At 70.0% G+C, this 19,788-nt stretch carries 15 protein-coding genes; 6 read left to right on the plus strand and 9 right to left on the minus strand.

Features of this window, described 5'->3' with window-relative positions:
• Nucleotides 1-98 precede the first annotated feature (98 nt).
• Complete coding sequence (locus IEY81_RS02835) at nt 99-3,515, minus strand: bifunctional proline dehydrogenase/L-glutamate gamma-semialdehyde dehydrogenase (protein WP_189116941.1); 3,417 nt, start codon at nt 3,513-3,515, stop codon at nt 99-101.
• 81 nt (nt 3,516-3,596) lie between these two features.
• Between IEY81_RS02835 and IEY81_RS02840 the strand changes: the two genes are divergently transcribed.
• The gene (locus IEY81_RS02840; RefSeq protein WP_189116942.1) at nt 3,597-4,511 is read left to right on the plus strand and encodes a LysR family transcriptional regulator; all 915 of its coding nucleotides are present in this window, start codon (nt 3,597-3,599) and stop codon (nt 4,509-4,511) included.
• On the opposite strand, the gene IEY81_RS02845 is transcribed toward IEY81_RS02840, so the two are convergent.
• Nucleotides 4,508-5,188, minus strand: coding sequence for a TetR/AcrR family transcriptional regulator (locus IEY81_RS02845; RefSeq protein WP_189116943.1), 681 nt, complete (start codon nt 5,186-5,188; stop codon nt 4,508-4,510). The genes IEY81_RS02840 and IEY81_RS02845 overlap by 4 nt on opposite strands.
• Nucleotides 5,189-5,260: 72 nt before the next feature.
• Nucleotides 5,261-6,775, minus strand: coding sequence for a flavin-containing monooxygenase (locus tag IEY81_RS02850; RefSeq protein ID WP_229787262.1), 1,515 nt, complete (start codon nt 6,773-6,775; stop codon nt 5,261-5,263).
• 273 nt (nt 6,776-7,048) lie between these two features.
• On the opposite strand from IEY81_RS02850, the gene IEY81_RS02855 reads away from it, so the two are divergent.
• On the plus strand, nt 7,049-7,864 hold the full coding sequence (locus tag IEY81_RS02855; protein ID WP_189116944.1) for a hypothetical protein: 816 nt from the start codon (nt 7,049-7,051) through the stop codon (nt 7,862-7,864).
• Between the two features lie 69 nt (nt 7,865-7,933).
• Here IEY81_RS02855 and IEY81_RS02860 read toward each other — a convergent pair whose 3' ends face one another.
• On the minus strand, nt 7,934-9,112 hold the full coding sequence (locus IEY81_RS02860) for a CaiB/BaiF CoA transferase family protein (RefSeq protein WP_189116945.1): 1,179 nt from the start codon (nt 9,110-9,112) through the stop codon (nt 7,934-7,936).
• A 181-nt stretch (nt 9,113-9,293) separates the two neighbouring features.
• Between IEY81_RS02860 and IEY81_RS02865 the strand changes: the two genes are divergently transcribed.
• Both IEY81_RS02865 and IEY81_RS02870 read left to right on the plus strand, forming a co-directional pair.
• Nucleotides 9,294-11,078 (plus strand): serine/threonine-protein kinase, encoded by a 1,785-nt coding sequence (locus IEY81_RS02865; protein WP_189116946.1) that lies wholly within the window; start codon nt 9,294-9,296, stop codon nt 11,076-11,078.
• Nucleotides 11,075-12,523 carry a glyceraldehyde-3-phosphate dehydrogenase gene (locus tag IEY81_RS02870; RefSeq protein ID WP_189116947.1) on the plus strand — a complete coding sequence of 483 codons (1,449 nt, stop codon included), beginning with the start codon at nt 11,075-11,077 and terminating at the stop codon, nt 12,521-12,523. The genes IEY81_RS02865 and IEY81_RS02870 overlap by 4 nt, the downstream gene beginning before the upstream one ends.
• 29 nt (nt 12,524-12,552) lie before the next feature.
• Here the strand turns inward: IEY81_RS02870 and IEY81_RS02875 are convergent, their stop codons facing one another.
• The 4 genes from IEY81_RS02875 to IEY81_RS02890 form a co-directional block, all read right to left on the minus strand.
• Entirely contained in the window at nt 12,553-13,329 is a 777-nt protein-coding gene (locus IEY81_RS02875) for a hypothetical protein (RefSeq protein ID WP_189116948.1), read from the minus strand.
• Between the two features lie 197 nt (nt 13,330-13,526).
• Nucleotides 13,527-14,267 carry an amino acid ABC transporter ATP-binding protein gene (locus tag IEY81_RS02880; RefSeq protein WP_189116949.1) on the minus strand — a complete coding sequence of 247 codons (741 nt, stop codon included), beginning with the start codon at nt 14,265-14,267 and terminating at the stop codon, nt 13,527-13,529.
• Nucleotides 14,264-15,010 carry an amino acid ABC transporter permease gene (locus IEY81_RS02885; protein ID WP_229787264.1) on the minus strand — a complete coding sequence of 249 codons (747 nt, stop codon included), beginning with the start codon at nt 15,008-15,010 and terminating at the stop codon, nt 14,264-14,266. Before IEY81_RS02885 ends, IEY81_RS02880 begins: the two co-directional genes overlap by 4 nt.
• Nucleotides 15,011-15,144: 134 nt before the next feature.
• Entirely contained in the window at nt 15,145-15,999 is an 855-nt protein-coding gene (locus IEY81_RS02890; protein WP_189116951.1) for an ABC transporter substrate-binding protein, read from the minus strand.
• A 62-nt stretch (nt 16,000-16,061) separates the two neighbouring features.
• Here IEY81_RS02890 and IEY81_RS02895 point away from each other — a divergent pair, with 62 nt between their 5' ends.
• Entirely contained in the window at nt 16,062-18,062 is a 2,001-nt protein-coding gene (locus tag IEY81_RS02895) for an NADPH-dependent 2,4-dienoyl-CoA reductase (RefSeq protein ID WP_189116952.1), read from the plus strand.
• 10 nt (nt 18,063-18,072) lie between these two features.
• A complete protein-coding gene (locus IEY81_RS02900) occupies nt 18,073-18,492 on the plus strand; it encodes an HIT family protein (RefSeq protein ID WP_189116953.1) in 420 nt (139 codons plus the stop codon).
• 31 nt (nt 18,493-18,523) lie between these two features.
• Here the strand turns inward: IEY81_RS02900 and IEY81_RS02905 are convergent, their stop codons facing one another.
• Nucleotides 18,524-19,774 (minus strand): glycoside hydrolase family 1 protein, encoded by a 1,251-nt coding sequence (locus IEY81_RS02905; protein WP_229787266.1) that lies wholly within the window; start codon nt 19,772-19,774, stop codon nt 18,524-18,526.
• Nucleotides 19,775-19,788 lie beyond the last annotated feature (14 nt).

Below are 19,788 nucleotides of genomic sequence, written 5' to 3' on the forward strand. Positions count from 1 at the left end.
TTGGGTGTTTCAGTGCCCGTCAAGTCCAAGTTTTCCCGGTCAACCGGGTATTCATGGGGCTGATGTGACTCAAGTGGTCTCGACCTCGCGGCCGTACCTCAGAAGAGGTTCTTCACCAGCGGCGTCGGCGACCCGAAGCGGTGAGCGGTGACCGAGACGGCCTGCTCACGCAGGAAGGTGAGCATCTCGACGCGACCGGCCTCGACGACGGGCTGCGCGTAGAGGGCGATGTCGACCCGGCCGCCGCTGGCCTCGGCGAAGGCTTCGCGCGTCCCACCCAGGAGACGTACGCGGCCAGGTGCGTCGTGACCGGACAGCGTGGCCGACCACGCGGCGGCGTCCTCGACGACGTAGCGCGCACAGTGCGCCCGGACCAGCGAGGCCGTGGCCTCGTCGAGCGTCGAGGCGACAGAGACCGTCACCGGTGCCCCGGCGGTGAGGCCGGCGGCGAGGACGCGGAGGAGGTGAGCGATCGGGCCGCCCTCGTAGCGGATGGTGACCGGCACCTGCGAGTAGCGCAGCACGTTGATCTCGGCGGTGAGGTCGGAGACGTCGCGGGCGAGGCCGAACTCGCGCGCCCAGACAGACGCGTCCGAGCCCGCACCGCGCTCGAGCACGTCGAGCTCCTCGATGCCCAGACGCCGCGCGTCGTCGATCAGCTTCTGGACCGCGACCGACGGCTTCGCGAGCGTCGTCGCCGGAGCCGGGACCCAGTCGCTGAGACCGACGAGGTAGTTGGGGCCACCGGCCTTCGTCCCGGCACCGACCGCGGACTTCTTCCAGCCGCCGAACGGCTGGCGACGCACGATCGCGCCGGTGATGCCGCGGTTGACGTAGGCGTTGCCGGCCTCGACGGTGTCGAGCCACTGCGAGATCTCGGCCCGGTCGAGGCTGTGGATGCCGGCGGTGAGGCCGTAGTCGACCTCGTTCTGGATCTCGATCGCCTCGTCGAGGGTGGAGGCCTCGATCAGGCCGAGGACAGGCCCGAAGTACTCGGTCAGGTGGAACTCCGAGCCGCGCTTCACACCGGTCTTCACGCCCGGCGACCAGAGCCGGCCGGTGTCGTCGAGCTGACGCGGACGCACCAGCCACTCCTCACCGGGGGCGAGCGTGGTCAGCGCCCGGAGCAGCTTGCCGGAGGCGGGCTCGATGATCGGCCCGACCTGGACGGTCGGGTCGGTCGGGTAGCCGACCTTCAGCGAGGTCACCGCGTCGACGAGCTGGTCGCGGAAGCGACGCGACGAAGCGACCGAGCCGACCAGGATGCCCAGCGAGGCCGCGGAGCACTTCTGCCCGGCGTGGCCGAAGGCGGAGTAGACGAGGTCCTTGACCGCGAGGTCGAGGTCGGCGTCGGGGGTCACGACCAGGGCGTTCTTGCCGGAGGTCTCGGCCAGCAGCGGCAGGTCCGACCGGAAGGAGCGGAACAGCTCGGCGGTGTCGAAGGCGCCGGTCAGGATCAGCCGGTCGACCAGCGGCGAGGCGATCAGCGCGCCGCCGACCTCGTTCTCGGGGACGTGCACTAGACGGAGCACCTCCTTCGGCACGCCGGCAGCCCACAGCGTCTCGACGAGCACGGAGCCACAGCGCTTGGCCTGCGGTGCCGGCTTGATCACCACGGCCGAACCGGCCGCGAGGGCCGCGGCGACGCCACCGGTCGGGATGGCGAGCGGGAAGTTCCACGGCGGCGTGACCAGGGTGAGGCGTACGGGAACCTGGTGGGCGCCGTCGACGGTGTCGAGCTCCTCGGCCAGGCTGGCGTAGTAGTTGAGGAAGTCGATCGCCTCGGACACCTCGGGGTCGCCCTGGTCGAGCGTCTTGCCACACTCGGAGGCGGCGACCTCGAGCCACTCGGCACGGTGGCGCTCGACCTCGACCGCAGCGGCGCGCAGGATGGCGGCGCGCTCGGCGCCGGTCTTGCGGCCCCAGTCGGACTGCGCGCCGACGGCGCCCTCGAGCACCGACTCCACGCCCTCGACCGAGGCGACCGTGTGGTCGGCGACCAGCTGGTCACCCAGCGTCGAGGAGCCGACCCGGGCGATGATCGCCTTGCCCCACTCCCGGTTGCCCGGCAGGTGCGGGTCGGTGTCGGCGGTGTTCTCGAAACCGCCGGTCAGCGGCGCATCGGCCACCGGCTCGCGCCGGTCCTGGGTACGGTTTGGGGAGGGGACGGTCTCGTCGACGGCGGCGAGGGAGCGTACGAAGCGCTCCTTCTCGCGCGCGAAGAGCTCCTCGGAGGAGTTCAGGTCGAAGACGGCCGACATGAAGTTCTCGGTGCTCGCGCCCTCCTCGAGGCGACGCACCAGGTAGGCGATCGCGACGTCGAAGTCCTTGGGGTGCACGACCGGCACGTAGAGCAGCAGCCCACCGACGGTCTCACGCACCGCCTCGGCCTGGCCCTCGGCCATACCGAGCAGCATCTCGAACTCGACGGAGTCACGGACCTGGCGCTCGCCGGCCAGCAGCCAGGCGTACGCCACGTCGAACAGGTTGTGGCCGGCGACACCGATCCGCACGTTGGCCATCCGCTCCGGGGTCAGCGCCCAGGACAGCACCCGCTTGTAGTTGGTGTCGGAGTCCTGCTTGGTCGACCAGGTCGCGACCGGCCAGCCGTGCAGCGACGCCTCGACGTGCTCCATCGGCAGGTTGGCGCCCTTGACCAGACGCACCTTGATCGGCGCACCACCGCGCGCACGACGCGCGGCCGACCACTCCTGGAGCCGCATCATCGCCGACATCGCGTCGGGCAGGTAGGCCTGCAGGACGATGCCCGCCTCCAGGTCGGCCAGCTCGGGGCGGTCGAGCAGCCGGGTGAAGACGTCGATGGTCATGTCGAGGTCGCGGTACTCCTCCATGTCCAGGTTGATGAACTTCTTCGTCCCGGCGGCGGACGCCTTCGCGGCGTAGGTGTAGAGCGGGAGGAGCCGCTCGACGACGTGCTCGACGGCCTCGTCGTACGCCCAGACGGCGTGCGGCGCGACCGGCGAGGAGACCTTCACCGAGACGTAGTCGACGTCGTCGCGCTCGAGGAGCTTGCGGATGCCGGCCAGGCGGCGGTCGGCCTCCTTCTGCCCCAGGACGGCCTCGCCGAGGAGGTTGATGTTGAGGTCGACCCCACGGGCGCGGAGCTTCCCGACGGCCTTGCCGAGCTTGCGGTCGGTCGCGTCGATGAGCAGGTGACCGACCATCTCGCGCAGCGCGCGGCGGACGATCGGGATCACGAAGCCGGGTGCGACGACCGAGACCAGCGCGCCCAGCTTGAGCCCGAGGCGGAGGTGCCACGGCAGGAAGGCCGGGGTGTTGCGGGCGAGGTCCTGGAGCGCGGCCGCAGCGGCACGAGGGTCCTCGGGACGGATCACCCGGTCGACGAAGCCGACGGTGAAGCCGAGCCCGGCAGGGTCCTTGAGCACGTCGGCGAGGCGCTGAGCGGCGGGATCGGCCGGCTTGGTCGAAGCCGTCTCCAGCCAGCTGCGGACGAGGTGGTCTACCTCGGCGATGAGCGCGTCATTGGTGGTCATAGACCGAGTATGCGACCGGGATCACGTAAGATAAAGCGATGTTTCCTGGAGATTATTCGTAAGCAGACCTGAAGGTTCCAGATGCTCGACGTACGCCGCCTCCGCCTGCTCGCCGAGCTCGCCGCCCGCGGCACCCTGGCCGAGGTCGCCGAGGCGCTCCACCAGAGCCCGTCCTCGGTCTCCCAGCAGCTCGGTCAGCTCGAGCGCGAGGTCGGCGTGCCACTGCTGCGGAAGGCCGGCCGGCGGGTCCAGCTCACCGCCGCGGCCGAGGTGCTCGTCGAGCACACCGTCGAGATCCTGGCCCGGCTCGAGGCGGCGGAGGCGGCCGTCACCGCGCTCGGGGACGACACCGCCGGCACCGTCCGGGTCGCCGTCTTCCAGTCCGTGGCGCTCGCCTACATGCCGCAGGCCCTCGCCGACCTCACCCAGCGCCACCCACGGCTGCGGGTGATGCTCTCCCAGCGTGCCCCCGAGCAGGCGCTCCACGACCTCGCCCTGCGCGAGCTCGACCTCGTGGTCGCCGAGCACTACCCCGACCACGGTGCCCCGCACTTCGACGGGCTCGACCGCCAGCCGCTCACCACCGACCGGCTCCGGCTTGCCGTCCCGCCCCGCAGCTCCGGAGAGCCCTGGGACTCGATCACCTCGCTCGCCGATGCCGGCCGGGTGCCATGGGCGATGGAGCCGCCGGGCACGGCGTCACGCCACTGGATCGAGGAGCAGTGCCGACGGGCCGGGTTCGAGCCCGAGGTCCGCTACGAGACCGACGACGTCGAGGCCCACGTCGCGCTGGTGGAGACCGGCAACGCGGTGGCCCTCCTCTCCGACCTGATGCGCGTGCGCCACCGCACCGCGGTGCGGCTCATCGAGCTGCCGGGGGCGCCGCGGCGTACGGTCTTCACGGCGACCCGCACCGCCATCGCCGACTCGCCGGGGATCCTCGCCTGCCGCTCGGCACTGGCCCGCGTGGTGCCGTCCGACCTGGAGCTGCCCTAGGCAGGATCGCCGCTGAGGAACTCCTCGAGGGGCTGGTCGTGGTCGATCACCAGGCCGTACGCAGTGGTCCGGGTGTCGATCATGGCGAGCACCGCCTCGGTGACGACCGAGGTCAGGTGCTCGGCGTCCGGGATGCGCTCGCCCAGGTGCACCCAGCGGCGTACGGCTCCGAAGACCATCCCGATCAGGCCGTAGATCAGGGGGTCGACGGCCTTCTTGTCGACCTCGGAGACCTCCACGCCGCTCAGCTCGAACGCGGTCAGGATCAGCTCCTTGATCCGCTCGGCGATCCGGTCGAGGCCCTGCTGCAGCGGACCGCTGCCGTTGGGCGCGGTGTCGACGTCGGCGACCTGATGGAGGAGCGGGTGCTCGAGCGCCCAGTTGACGTAGGCGCCGACGGTGCGGGAGATGATCTGCCGGATCGATCCGGTCAGCTCCATCGCCGGGAAGAGCTTGGCCCACAGACCGTCCAGGATGTCGGCCTGGATGGCGAGGTCGAGCTCGCGCCGGTCGGCGAAATGGCGGTAGACCACCGACCGGGAGAGCCCGGCGGCCTGACCGATCGCCTGCAGACTGACGTTGACGCCCTCGGTCTCGATCAGACCGATGGCGGCGTCGACGATGCGCTTACGGCGGTCATCGTTGTGTCGCTTCCAGCGAACTGCCCGGCCATCCATGGTGGGACCATCGTAGTCCCACGTACTTCACGCTGGGTCGGGAACGGGCGTCGCAGTAACCTCGAACGGCTCTCAGGCGAAGCGGATCACACCGTCGGCGACCGGTGCGCCGAGCGCGCGCATGTCGACGAGATAGTTCTGCTTCGCCGACCACGGCGCCCGGTCGCCGGCCTTCGGCATCAGGTCCAGCGACCGCTGGATGTAGCCGGAGGCCAGATCCATGAACGGCCGCTCCTCGACACTCGGGTCGCGGCTGATCGAGGCGACGTCGTAGCCGTTCTCGCCCATGAAGTCGAGCAGCCGGATCACGTAGTCGGTGACCAGGTCGGCCTTGAGCGTCCAGGAGGCGTTGGTGTAGCCGATGGTGTAGGCGAAGTTGGGCATCCCGGTGAGCATCAGACCCTTGTAGGCCATCTGCTCGGGGATCCTGATGGGCTCTCCGTCGACCGTGAATTCGAGACCGCCGAAGAGGCGCAGGTTGAGCCCGGTGGCCGAGATGACGATGTCGGCCTCGAGCGTCTCACCCGACTCCAGCTCGATGCCCTTCGGCACGAACGTCTTGATCCGGTCGGTCACGACCGCGGCGTACCCCTCGCGGATCGACTTGATCATGTCGCCGTCGGGGACGAAGCAGATGCGCTGGTCCCAGGGGTCGTAGGGCGGGGTGAAGTGCTTGTCGACGTACGCGACCGCCTCCTCCGGGCTCATGCCGGGCCGGTTCTCGTTGCCGGTGAGGCCGTTGATCCACTGGTCGCGGATCGCCTTCTTGATGACCCCGGGCGCGCGGCGGGCGAGCTGATAGGAGCCCACGGTGAGCAGGACGTTCTCCCAGCGCACCGCCTCGTGGCCGATCTTCTCGCGCAGCCGCCTGAACGGCAGCCGGCCGAGCAGCCGGAACGGCGCGGTCTTCAGCAGCGACGCGATCGCGTCCTGCCCCGGTCGGGACAGGATGTACGTCGGGGTGCGCTGCAGCATCGTCACCTTCTCGGCCTTGTCGCTGCCGGCACCGGCGAGGTTGGGCAGCAGGGTGACCGCGGTCGCGCCCGAGCCGATGATGACGACCTTCTTGCCGGCGTAGTCGAGGTCCTCGGGCCAGTGCTGCGGGTGCACGAAGGTCCCCTCGAAGTCGTCGAGGCCGGCGAACTCCGGCTGGTAGCCGTTGTCGTAGTCGTAGTAGCCCGAGCAGTTCCACAGGAAGCCGGCGGTGATCTCGCTCGGGCCGTCAGCGGTCTCGACGGAGACGGTCCACTGCTTGTCCTCGGAGCTCCAGGCGGCGCCGGTGACCTTGTGGCCGTAGTGGATCAGCTTGTCGACGCCGTAGTCCTTCGCTGTCTGGCGCAGGTAGTCGCGGATCTGGTGGCCGTCGGCGAGCGCCTGCGCGCTCTCCCACGGGCGCCAGCGGAAGGCGAAGGTGAACATGTCGGAGTCGGATCGGATGCCCGGGTAGCGGAACAGGTCCCAGGTGCCGCCGCTGGCCTCGCGCTGCTCGAGGATCGCGAGCGACTTTCCGGGGAGGCGCTCGCGGAGCTGTGCGGCCGCTCCGATGCCGGACACACCGGCCCCGATGATCAGTACGTCGACATGCATGCCGGCCAGGTTACCCGGAAGTATGTGATTGCGACACCCTGTCTCGCAAACATTTGCAAGCATGCCGATCTCCACCGTTGATCAACGGCACGGCAAAACAAGGGCAGCCCACCTTCCACCCCTGTGAACGCAGTCACTACGCTGCGGTTCGCAGCTGTGGGGGCGGCATGCATCCACAGCGGTCTTCGGGTCTCTTCACCCGTCGCTTTCGATGGCTGAGCTGCGCGCGGACCGCACCGTGCGGTCACCAGGTCTTCGAAAGGTTTTCGAGTGTTGAACTTCGTACGCGCCGGCGCGGTTGTCGCGGGCGTCGCCCTTGCCGGGCTGGCGGCCACCCCGGCCTTCGCCACCGGTGACCACGGCGACCCGGCCGGCAACAACGGCACCGTCAAGGTCATCCAGCACGGCAACATCGACGACGTCCCGGACAACCAGCCGCACACGGGCTGCTCCCTCGACGTCGAGTGGTACGGCTTCGACGAGGGCGTGGACATCGTCTCCAAGATCGCCTTCGAGCTGCACGCCCCGACCCTCGGCGGCGAGCTCACCGTCGACGGCCCTAGCGAGGTGCACGTCGGTGGCGACGCGGCCAGCGGCGCCGGCACCGAGACCGGCCTCGACGCGCGCCAGACCTACACGCTCTCCGCGACCGGTCTGGCCCACCCGAAGCAGGGCTTCCACGCCAAGGTCACCATCCACACGCCGGGCAGCATCGGCAACGACACCAAGACCAAGGTCTTCTGGTTCCAGAACTGCGCCGCCGAGGAGGAGCCGACCCCGTCGCCGGTCCCGTCCGAGGAGCCTTCGGAGCCGGCCGCTTCCGAGGAGCCGTCGGACGTGCCGTCCGAGGGCACCGCCGAGCCGACCCCGGTCGCTGACGAGCCCGAGCCCGCCGAGGAGTCCTCCGAGGCTCCGGTCGCCGACAGCGAGGTGCCGACCAACATCGACGCCGGTCTCGCCGGCGAGAGCGACTCCCCCGTGCCCGCGATGTGGCCGCTGCTGGCCATGCTCGCCGGCGCTGCCGCCGCCGGCACCGCGCTCGTCGTGGTCCTGCGTCGCCGGGCCGCCGCTCTGGTCCACAAGGACTGAGCCCACCGCGTAACGAGAACGGCGCGGCGTACGACCTCCTGGGTCGTACGCCGCGCCGTTTCTGTCGGGTCAGTCCTGGAAGGCCGCGCCCTTCTCGATCAACGCGTCGGCGTCGGTGATGCCCCAGGCCGCCAGGGCCTCGCGGGTGTGCTGGCCGGCGCTGGCGGCCGGTCCGGCACCCAGGGTGGAAGCGGTCCGGCTGAACCGCGGGGCCGGGGCGGGCTGAGTGACGCCCTCGTGGGTGACGTACGTCTGCCGTGCCTGCAGGTGCGGGTGGGAGGCGGCCTCGGAGGGGGTGAGCACGGGCGCGACGCAGGCGTCGGTGCCCTCGAAGAGCTCGGCCCACTCGGCCATCGTCTTCGACGCGAAGGTCTTGGCGAAGAGGTCGCGCATCTCGTCGTAGCGCTCCATCTCGTACTGCCCCGGGCACACCCCGTCGAGCCCGAGCCTGGTCACCATCTCGGCGAAGAACTTGCCCTCCAGCGCCCCGACCGCGACCTGGCGGCCGTCGGCGGTGTCGTAGAGCCCGTAGAACGGCATCGCGCCGTCGAGCAGGTTGCTCATCCGCTGCTCGTGCCAGCTGCCGGAGGCGAGCATGCCGGAGATCATCGTGGCGAGGTGTGCGGTGCCGTCCACGATCGCGGCGTCGACGACCTGTCCCTGCCCGGTCGTCTTCGACTCGACGAGCGCGGCGAGGATGCCCATCACCAGATAGGTCGATCCGCCACCGAAGTCGCCGAGCAGGTTGAGCGGGAAGTGCGGGCGGTCGCGGTCCTGGCCGAGCCCGTTGAGCACGCCGGTGGTGGCGATGTAGGTGAGGTCGTGCCCGGCCGACTGGGCCAGCGGGCCGTCCTGACCCCATCCGGTCATCCGGCCATAGACGAGGCGCGGGTTTCGCTCCAGGCAGGTGTCGGGCCCCAGGCCGAGCCGGTCGGTGACGCCCGGGCGCAGCCCCTCGATCAGCACGTCGGCGGTCTCGACCAGTCGCAGCACCGTCTCGACGGCGTCCGGGTTCTTGAGGTCCAGCGCGATGCTCGGACGGCCGCGGGTGAGCAGGTCGCCCGCACCGCCGCCGAGCACGTTGCCGCCCGGGCGGTCGACCCTGATCACGTCCGCGCCCATGTCGGCGAGGATGGTGCAGGCGTGCGGTCCCGGACCGATCCCCGCCAGCTCCACCACCTTGACCCCGCGGAGGGGGCCGGTGCCCTGGCCCAGTGTCACTGTGGATTTCTCCGTCGACTCAGTCATGCCCGAGATCCTCGCAGAGTCGCGTCCTCCCCGCCCGGCGTGACTGGATACCGGAGCCGATTCCGATACGCTCCGAGACACACTCGCCGGTGCCACAGGAGCAGAGAAGTTGTCTCGGGAAATCCCCACGTCCCCCCAGTCCGCACAGTCCAGCCCACTGACCGCGAACGATCCCCGGGAGATGGGTCCCTACACGCTCGTCGGCCGCATCGGTCACGGTGGCATGGGCGTCGTCTACCTGGGTGAGGACGCCGACGGCACCAAGGTGGCGGTGAAGGCGATCCTCCCCGAGCTCACCTCCGACCCGGGCTTCCGGGCGCGGTTCGAGCGGGAGATCGAGGCCGCCAAGAAGGTGGAGAGCCGGTTCACCGCGCGCGTCCTCGACGCCGACCCGGCCGCCGACCAGCCTTGGATGGCGAGCGAGTACGTCGCCGACCCGCCGCTCAGCAAGCTGGTCAGCTCCGGGCAGCGGCTCTCCGAGATCGACGTACGCCAGCTGGTCGCCGGGACCGTCGAGGCGCTCGCCGCGGTGCATGCTGCCGGGCTCGTCCACCGCGACATCAAGCCGGGGAACATTCTCTACGGCACTGATCACGGCTCCGGTGATCCGTGCGTCATCGACATGGGCATCGCCCGCTCCGTCGACGGCACCGCGCTCACCCAGACCGGCAAGGCAGTCGGCACCTACGGCTACCAGGCACCGGAGCAGGTCCAGACCGGCACGTTCTCGAGCGCCGTCGACATCTGGGCGCTCGGCCTGGTCGCCTTCGTCGCCGCCACCGGACGCTGGCCGTTCAGCGGTGAGATCGGCTCGATGGGTCACCTCCTCAAGGGCGAGTCGCCCAATCTGAGCCTCTGCCCGGACTACCTGCGCCCGCTGGTCGCCGCATGCCTGGCCGATGAGCCGACCGCGCGCCCTTCCGCCGCGGACATCCTGGCCACCAACGGCGACTGGGCCCTGCTGCCCGCCCCGGCCACCTCCGAGGAGGAGACGGCCGTCGGCGTACTGCCGCCGGAGCTCACCGGCGGGATCGCTCGCGCCCCGCTCCCCGCCGCGGCGGTCTCCGGCAACACCGCCGATCTGCCCACCCAGGCGCCCACGCTCGCGGATCCCGCACCCTCCGGTCGGCGCCGCTGGAAGGCCGCTGTGCTGGCTGCGGCGGCCGTGGTCCTGATCTCCGCAGGCGTCGCGGTCGCCGCCAACCCGGGCCTCCTGCCCGGTGGCGAGGAGGCACCGAAGGTCGGCGAGGTCTCGCCGTCGACCGAGCCGTCCACCGGCGAGAGCAGCACCGCGCCGACCGCACCGGCCGGCGGGACGGTCCAGGATCCTGGCTGGGACCCGGGCGTCGAGGAGAAGCCGGAGGACGACGGCTCGGAGGACGAGGTCGAGACGCCGCCCAGCAGCGGCACCGCCACCGACGAGGCCACTCCCTCGGAGTCGCCGGAGGAGACCGCCACTGCGCCCAGCGAGCCGACCAGCGAGCCGGCGACCTCTGCTCCGACGGAGGAGCCGACCGGGTCGGTGACCATCCAGCCGACCGGGGGCCGGAGGAGGAGCCGGAGGGGACTGCTTCTCCCTGAGGGTGTTTGTGCGTGGGGGGGTCTCGACAGGCTCGACCAGCGGGGCGCGTGGGGTCTCGACAGGCTCGACCAGCGGGGCGGGAGGGGTTTCGACAAGCTCGACCAGCGGGGCGCGAGGGGTCTCGACAGGCTCGACCTCCGGGGCGCGTGGGGTCTCGACAAGCTCGACCAGCGGGGCGCGAGGGGTCTCGACAGGCTCGACCTCCGGGGCGCGTGGGGTCTCGACAAGCTCGACCTCCGGTGGCCTCCGGGGCGTTTGAGAGCCGGATCACACCTGGTCTTGGGTTGGATCGATCAAGGTGGCCGGGCGTCGGCGGGTGCCGATAATCAAGCCTGGCGAGGTGTGCCGCCCGCCCTTCCCGAGCAACCGAAAGTTGAGCTGTGAGCGACACCGACGAGACCTTCAACGACTGGCAGCACCGCGAGGAGCTCGCGGAGACGATGATCCCGATCATCGGCAAGCTCTACCGCGAGAAGGATGTCACCATCCTGCTCCACAGCCGGTCGCTGGTGAGCAAGTCCGACATCTCGATCCTGAAGGCGCACCGCTTCGCGCGCCAGATCGAGGGCGAGGAGCTCTCGGTCACCGACACGTTCCCGCTGCTCCAGGCGGTCGCCAAGCTCGACCTCGGCCCCTCGAAGGTCGACCTCGGCCAGCTGGCGATCCAGTACGCCGCCGACGACCGCGGCCTCTCCCACGACGAGTTCGTCGCGGAGAAGCTCTCCGGCGCGACCGGTGACAACAAGATCGCGCGCAACGGCGGCCAGGACGTGGTGCTCTACGGTTTCGGCCGTATCGGCCGCCTCGTGGCCCGCCTGCTCGTCGAGAAGGCCGGCTCGCGCCACGGGCTGCGGCTCAAGGCCGTCGTCGTCCGCAAGGGCGGCGAGGACGACCTGGTCAAGCGCGCCTCGCTGCTGCGCCGCGACTCGATCCACGGCCAGTTCGCCGGCACGATCACGGTCGACGAGAAGAACGGCGTGATCATCGCCAACGGCAACCCGATCCAGTTCATCTACTCCAACGACCCGACCACGGTCGACTACACGGCGTACGGCATCAAGGACGCCATCCTCATCGACAACACCGGCAAGTGGCGTGACCGCGAGGGCCTCTCGCAGCACCTGCGACCGGGCATCAAGAAGGTCCTGCTGACCGCGCCGGGCAAGGGCGACGTCCCCAACATCGTCCACGGCGTCAACCACCAGACGCTGTCCGGCGACGAGAAGGTCATCTCCTGCGCGTCCTGCACGACCAACGCGATCGTGCCGCCGCTGAAGCTGATGGAGGACCGCTTCGGCATCGTCCGCGGGCACGTCGAGACGGTGCACTCGTTCACCAACGACCAGAACCTGCTCGACAACTACCACAAGGCCGACCGCCGCGGCCGCTCCGCGCCGCTCAACCTGGTGCTCACCGAGACCGGCGCCGCCTCCGCGGTCGCCAAGGCCCTCCCGGACCTCAAGGCGAAGATCACCGGCAACTCGATCCGCATCCCCACCCCGGACGTCTCGATCGCGATCCTGTCGCTCTCGCTGAAGGGTGAGACCTCGAAGGAGGAGGTCGTCGAATACCTCCGTGAGGCCTCGCTCGTCGGCGAGCTCCGTCGCCAGGTGGACTTCACCACCGCCCGCGACGCGGTCTCCTCGGACTTCATCGGCTCCCGCGCGGCCTCGATCATCGACGGCAACGCGACCATCGTCGACGGCGACTCCGCGATCCTCTACGTCTGGTACGACAACGAGTTCGGCTACTCCTGCCAGGTCGTCCGCACCGTGCAGTCGATCTCCGGCGTCGAGTACCCGACCTTCCCGACCCCGGCCGCCGTCTGACCGGACCGATCAGCTGGAGGCGACAGCCTCTACGCCCCGTCTCGCCCCACCCGTGGGAGAGGCGGGGCGAACTCTTCCCAGACCCGCAGGATCGCCTCGGCGTCCGTCATCCCGACCTGCGCGACGTCCCGCAGCGCTGGCGCCGACCGCAACCACATCTCGTACTCGACCTGCTTCTTCTGCTCCTCGGCGTCCGACCGCGACCAGTCCACCGCGCTCAGCGGGCCGATGGTCGGCGCACCCCAGATCGTCACCGTCGGCCCGTGCTCGAGCGGCAGCCAGGTCTCCTTCATCGCCTCGAACCAGTCACCCGGCGGCTCGACCTCGAACGTACGCGGCGGCGTAGCCCGGTTGGCCGCCCGCCTTGTGGCGCGGTCGAAGGTGTGGCCGGTGACCTCCGCACCGAAGACCACCCAGCTGGCCAGGGTCGCGACCAGCGGGAACCTGCGGCCGTCCGATCCGCGCCCGTTCAAACCACCCCACAGGTCGAGGATCGGGCCGAGCACGTACGGGATGTACCAGCCGTGCCGCACCACCTCGGCCTGTTCCTGCCAGGTTCGGAAGAGGTCGATCCTCCGGTCACGACCGAGCCTGACGATGACAGGTCGCACCTCGTCCAGCGTCTGCTCTGCGCATCGCGGTCTGGCCAGCAGATCGGCCAGGCTGCGTTCGTCGTAGAGGATCGCGCTGCCGGCCTTCGTCCCGGGCCCGGCCAGACCGGCCGCGAGGACGCGGTTCGCCTCGACCTTCCCGATCAGGTGCAGCTCGCAGATCCGGCGTATCGCCTCGCGTGTGGTGATCCTCATGCCTCGGAACCTAGGCAGCAACGCGCTCAGCAGCGATGGCAATCAAGATCCTGTGGATAACTCTGTGGATAACGGCGGGCACCGTCAGCCAGGAGGCTTGATCTCATCACTGTAGTAGCCGATGACGGCTTGTGAATTGTTCACAAAGCGTCATCGGCTACTACAGCGCTCGATAGAGGGCGTTACGCCGGAGGCGGTCACGAACGGACCCGAGCCAGGAAGGCCCGGGTGCGCTCCTCGACCGGGTCGCCGAAGAGCTGCTCCGGCGGGCCTTGCTCCAGCACTCGGCCACCGTCCAGGAAGCAGACCTTGGTCGCGACCTCGCGTGCGAAGGACATCTCGTGGGTGGCGAGCACCAGGGTCGTGCCCGCCTCTGCCTCGGCCCGGACGATCTCCAGCACCTCACCGACGAGCTCGGGGTCGAGCGCAGCGGTGATCTCGTCCAGCAGCAGCAGTCGCGGACGGGTGCACATCGCACGCACCAGCGCGACCCGCTGCTGCTGACCGCCGGAGAGGGCGTCGGGGTGCGCGTCGGCTTTGTCGGCGAGACCGAACCGGACGAGCAGCTCCATGGCGCGCTGGACGGCCTCGTCCGGACGCACCCGGTGGACACGCACCTGCGCGAGCGTGCAGTTGTCGAGCACCGAGAGATGCGGGAAGAGGTTGTAGGCCTGGAAGACCATCCCGACCTCCCGGCGGACCGAGCGGGGGTCCACCAACGGGTCGGAGATCTCCCGGCCGTCGAAGGTGATGACGCCGTCGTCGATGGTCTCCAGCAGGTTGAGGCAGCGCAGCAGCGTCGACTTCCCCGACCCGGACGCACCGATCAGGCAGACCACGTCGTGCTCGTCGACCGTCAGGTCCAGGTCGTCGAGCACGACCTTCTCCCGATAAGCCTTCCGCACGCCGGTCGCCGCCATCAGCGCCGATGTCCTCATCTCCCCTGCTCCTTCTCGATCTGACGCCGCATCAGCCAGTCGGTGAGCCGGGTGAGCGGCACCGCGACGACCAGGAAGTACGCCGCGGCCACGAGCAGCGGGGTGCCGTTGAAGTTGTAGCCCTGGTAGTCCTGAGCCGCCCGGAGCGCCTCGAAGACACCCACCGCCGAGATCAGCGCGGTGTCCTTCTGCAAGGAGACCAGGTCGTTCATCAGGGGAGGCACGACGCGGCGTACCGCTTGCGGGAGGACCACGAACCGCATCGTCTGCGCACGGGTCAGCGCCAGCGCCTCGGCGGAGGCGACCTGGGTGGGATGGATCGCCAGGATGCCGGCGCGGAAGACCTCGGCGACGTAGGCCCCGTAGCAGAGCACCAGCGCGAACGTGGTCAGCCAGAACAGCGAGCTGGTGACGCCCGAGAGGCCCAGCGCCGGGATCCCGATGCCGCAGATGACCACGACCATGATCGACGGGATCCCGCGGAACAGGTCGGTGTAGCCGATGGCCAGCAGCCGCAGCGGCGCCAACCACGGCGAGGTCGTCTGCCGGGCGATGGCGACGAGCGCACCGAGGACGAGTACGCAGGGCTCGGCGACCAGGAAGATCCGGATGTTGATCCAGAACCCCTCCCCGATCGCCGCGAACGAGTCGCGCGCGTGCGACCAGCTCAGGAAGTAGTCACGCACCCGGTCCCACCCGGGCGAGGAGACGATCAGCGCCACCAGCCCGACCACGACCACCACGGTCACCACCGTGGCGATGGCCCCCTGCTGGACCCTCAGCCGCCGCCGTACCGCCCGCCTCTCAACCTCCCGCCCACTAGGCTTCCGGTGCTCGAGCTTGTCGAGACCACCAGAGGACGACCGACCGACCCTCATCACTGCAGCACAGGCACAGCGACGACGTCCGAGAGCCACTCCTTCTCCAGCGCAGCGAGCGTGCCGTCCTCCTCGAGCGCGGTCAGCGCCTCGTCGAGGCACGGCGCCAGACCGCTGTCCTTCTCGGTCAGCAGGCCGAACTCCTCGGGCTTCTCGCTGCTCTCGAACTGTCCGGTGATGGTGCTGCCCTCGATCTCGGCCGCGGTGACGTAGAAGGCGGTCGGCAGGTCGAAGACGAGCGCGTCGACCTGGCCGTTGAGCAGCGCCTGCTTGGCCTGGTCGCTGGTGTCGAAGACCAGTGGGTCGACGTCCGGCTGCACGTCCTCGCGGATCGCGGTGAGCGAGGTGGTCGCGGTCTGCGCACCCAGCTTCAGCCCCTTCAGATCGTCCAGCGACGCCGCCTTCTTCGCGTTCTTCTCCATCGTGACCACCGCCTGCGAGGCCGTGTAGTAACCCTGCGAGAAGTCCACGACCCCCGCCCGCTCGGGGGTGATCGAGATCTGGTTGATGTCGAAGTCGAACTTCTTCGCGCCCGGCGTGTAGGAGGTGTTGAACGCCTGCTTGACCCAGACGACGTCGTCCTTCGCGAACCCGAGCTGCTCGGCGACCGCATAGGCCACCGCCGACTCGAAGCCCTTGCCGTTGCTGGGGTCGTTCTCAGAGAACCACGGCTCGTACGCCGGGGAGTCGGTGCCGACGGTCAGCTTGCCGTCCTGCTTCAGCGGGAGGTCGGCGGCCTCGCAGGAGTCGGGGGCGCCGCCGTCGGCGCTCTCATCACCGTCGCTCCCGCAGGCGGTCAGCGCGGCGGCGAGCGCGAGCGGAGCGGCGAGAAGGGCGGCGAGACGCGTGCGCATGTGCGGAATCGTAATGCTCTCAGCACTGGCCGCTTCTTATTACTCATGAGTAGCATACGCGCATGGCGTACGAATCCATGCTCTCCCCGCTCACCATCGGGTCGCTCACCCTGCGCAACCGCGTGGTGATGGGGTCGATGCACACCGGCCTCGAGGACCATGCCTGGGACATCCCCAAGCTGGCCGCCTACTTCGCCGAGCGTGCGCGCGGTGGGACCGGGCTGATCATCACCGGCGGGTACGCCCCGAACAAGCGCGGCTGGCTGAAGCCGTTCGCGAGCGAGATGAGCTCGCGGCTGCACGCCGCGCAGCACCGCCGGGTCACCGCGGCAGTGCACGAGGAGGGTGGCGCGATCGCGATGCAGGTGCTGCACGCGGGCCGCTATGCGTACACCCCGTTCTCCGTCAGCGCCTCGGCCGTGCAGGCGCCGATCAACCCGTTCAAGCCGGCCGCCCTCTCCGACAAGGCCGTCGACGCGACCGTGAGCGACTTCGCCAAGAGCGTGGCCCTGGCCAAGCGGGCCGGCTACGACGCGGTCGAGATCATGGGGTCCGAGGGCTACCTCATCAACCAGTTCCTGACCGAGCGGACCAACCAGCGCGAGGACAGATGGGGCGGCACCGTGACCAACCGGATGCGCTTCCCGGTGGAGATCGTCCGCCGCGCGCGCGAGCTCGTCGGCGACGACTTCCCGATCATCTTCCGGCTCTCGATCCTCGACCTCGTCGAGGACGGCCAGACCTGGGAGGAGACGGTCGAGCTCGCGTACGCGCTGCAGGACGCCGGCGTCTCGGTCTTCAACACTGGCATCGGCTGGCACGAGGCACGGGTGCCGACCATCATCACCCAGGTCCCGCGCGGCGCCTGGCTGGACATGACCGCCCGCCTCAAGGCCGAGGTCTCGATCCCGGTCTGCGCCTCCAACCGGATCAACACCCCCGAGCTCGCCGAGGCGGCGATCGCCGAGGGCAAGGCCGACCTGGTCTCGATGGCACGGCCGCTGCTGGCCGACCCGGAGTTCGCCAAGAAGACCGCCGAGGGCCGCACCGACGAGATCAACACCTGCATCGCCTGCAACCAGGCCTGCCTGGACCACGCCTTCTCCAACAAGGCCGCCTCCTGCCTGGTCAACCCGCGCGCCGCGCGCGAGACGACGCTGGTGCTCTCCCCGACCAAGCGCAAGCAGTCCGTGGCCGTCGTCGGCGCCGGGCCGGCCGGCCTCGCCGCCGCCACCTCCGCCGCGGAGCGCGGCTTCGCGGTGACCCTCTTCGAGAAGTCCTCGCAGGTCGGCGGCCAGTTCCGCCTCGCCATGGCGGTGCCGGGCAAGGAGGACTTCAAGGACACGCTGCGCTACTTCACCCGGCGCCTGGAGGTGCTCGGCGTCGACGTGCGCCTCGACACCGAGGCCACCACCGCCGATCTGGAGCCCTTCGACCACGTCATCGTCTCCACCGGCGTCACCCCGCGCGTGCCGCAGATCGCGGGCTCCGAGGACGACCGGGTCGTGACGTACGCCGATGTGCTGGCCGGCCGGGTCGTCCCCGGCCGCCGCGTCGCGGTGATCGGTGCGGGCGGCATCGGCGTCGACGTCTCCGCCTGGCTGACCCACCAGCCCGAGACGCTCGAGGAGTGGAAGGCTCGCTGGGGCGTCGGCGACCCGGCGATGTACCGCGGCGGCCTCGCGACTCCGACCGTCGCGGCCCCGGCCCGCCAGGTGACCCTGCTTCAGCGCAAGGCGACTCCGATCGGGATCGGCCTCGGCAAGACCTCCGGCTGGGCCCACCGTGCCCACCTGAAGCAGGACGGCGTCACGCAGGTCCGAGGTGCGACGTACGACAAGATCGAGGCGGGCGAGGAGTCGGTCACCCTGCACTACGCCGTCGACGGCGAGCCGCACACGCTCGAGGTCGACCACGTCGTCCTCTGCGCCGGCCAGGAGTCCGTGAGGGATCTGTGGACCGAGCGGGAGAACTGGTTCTTGATCGGCGGCGCCGACGTCGCCGCCGAGCTCGACGCCAAGCGCGCGATCAAGCAGGGCACCGAGGTCGCCGCGGCCCTGTAACCTTCGCGGCATGAGCGAGAACGACTGCCTGTTCTGCAACATCGTCGCCGGCAACCTCCCGTCGACGAAGGTCTACGAGGACGACGAGACGTACGCCTTCATGGACATCGCGCCCGCGGCCGTCGGGCACACCGTGGTGGTGCCGAAGACGCACACGAAAGACGTCCTGGAGGCCGACCCTGCCGTCTTCGCCGCCACCGCAAAGACCGCCCAGACGGTCGCGAAGCGCGCGGTCGAGGTGCTCGAGGCCGACGGGGTCAACGTGCTCAACAACTGCGGGTCGACCGCCTGGCAGACCGTCTTCCACCTGCACTTCCACGTGATCCCGCGTTACACGGACAAGTCGAAGGACTCGCTCACGCTGCCGTGGGTGCCTCAGCAGGGCGACCTCGACGCGATCAAGACGGTCGGCGAGAAGCTGGCCTTCTGAGCCACCTCCGGAGGCCGAGCCTGTCGAGACCTCACCCCGTCGGCGCACCCTCCGCGTGCGCAGCCACCATCGCTGCGTACCACGCGAACGACTTCTTCGGCGTCCGCACGCCGGAGCCGTCGACGTGCACCAGTCCGTACTTCCCGCCCACGCCGTCCTCCCAGTCCTTGCCGGTGAACGGCGCCTCCCAGCCGTCGCGGTCGAGCAGGGTGTAGGCGTAGAAGCCGCGGATGTCGACGCCGCGATCTATCGCGGCCGAGACCGCCTCCAGGTGGGCCTCGAGGTAGTCGATCCGGGACTGGTCGTCGACCTCGCCGTCCACCACCGGAGCGTCGTACGCAGCACCGCACTCGGTCAGCACGATCGGCGGCATCGCGGCCCGGTATCGGGATCGGGTGATGATCAGCCACTCCCGCAGCGCGGTCGGCACCACGCCCCAGCCGGTGTCGGTGGCGGGGTAGCCGACGAGCGGCACCATCCGGAACGGGATGTCGTCGCCCTCGGCCGAGGCGCCGATGCGCTGCGGCGCGAAGAAGTTGACGCCGTAGAAGTCCAGCGGTGAGCGGATCGCGGCCATGTCGCCCGGCATCACCACCTCGTCGGCGAGACCGGCGAGGTCGCGCGGGTAGCGACCCAGCAGCATCGCCTCGAGCGGCACCGCGTTCCAGGCGAGGTCGATGAGCTTGGCCGCGCCGACGTCGGCCGGGTCCTCGGAGAGCGGCCAGATCGGCTCGTGGTGGGTGGCGCAGCCGACCGTCTCCACACCGGCCGCGCGCAGCACCTGCACGCCGCGACCGTGGGCAAGCAGAAGGTGGTGCATCGCGGCGACGACGCCCCAGCCGGTGCGCCGCCCGGGGGCGATCGTGCCGAGGCCGTAACCGAGGTAGGCGCCCACGTTGGGGTCCTGGACCGGCACCCACTCCGGGATCCGGTCGCCGATCAGGTCGGCGACGGCCTGGGCGTAGTCGCCGAAGGCCTCGACCGTGGCGCGGTTGAGCCAGCCGCCGTCGGCGGCCAGCGGCTCGGGGAGCTCTCCGGCGTAGAGCGTGGCGGACGGCCGCAGACCGGCCTCGAGGAGCTCGTCGGCCAGCCGGTCATAGCGGCTGCGGGCATCCTGGTCGAAGGCACCGCGCCCACCCGGCTGGAGCTCACGCCAGGAGACCGTGAATCGGTATCCCGGCGCACCGAGACGTTCGAGCAGCGCAATGTCCTGCTCGCCCCCCGGCCGGGTGGCGTCTGCAGTGCCGAACAGGAAGCCAGTCGGGAACTTGGGGAACGCCACGGCACAATCATGAC

This window comes from Nocardioides luteus, assembly GCF_014648595.1.
Lineage (GTDB): Bacteria > Actinomycetota > Actinomycetes > Propionibacteriales > Nocardioidaceae > Nocardioides > Nocardioides luteus.